General features: G+C 75.2%; 1 pseudogene. It reads right to left on the bottom strand.

What is annotated here, in order from left to right:
• Positions 1 to 3: 3 nt before the first annotated feature.
• Positions 4 to 250 (bottom strand): annotated as a pseudogene (locus FAF44_RS54165) (hypothetical protein); the annotation flags it as partial.

Genomic DNA, 250 nt, shown 5'->3' with positions numbered 1-250 from the left:
GGCCTACCAGGCGGGCCACACGATCTCGACCTTCGCCAACGTCGGAGCCGGGCTGCTGGAGGCGGAACGGAGCGACCTGACCGCCTTCCTGGCCGCGCCACGCCCGGTCCGCGCCCTGGTGGCGCAGGCGGTGCGGGCGAGCGTCCGGGCGGGCGCGGCCAGGAAGGCGGTCAGGTCGCTCCGTTCCGCCTCCAGCAGCCCGGCTCCGACGTTGGCGAAGGTCGAGATCGTGTGGCCCGCCTGGTAGGCC

It is taken from the genome of Nonomuraea sp. MG754425 (assembly GCF_021699195.1).
In the GTDB taxonomy this organism is placed as follows: Bacteria; Actinomycetota; Actinomycetes; order Streptosporangiales; family Streptosporangiaceae; genus Nonomuraea.
The sequence above is the reverse complement of the archived record's forward strand: the minus strand, read 5'-3'. Positions and strand labels throughout refer to the sequence as shown.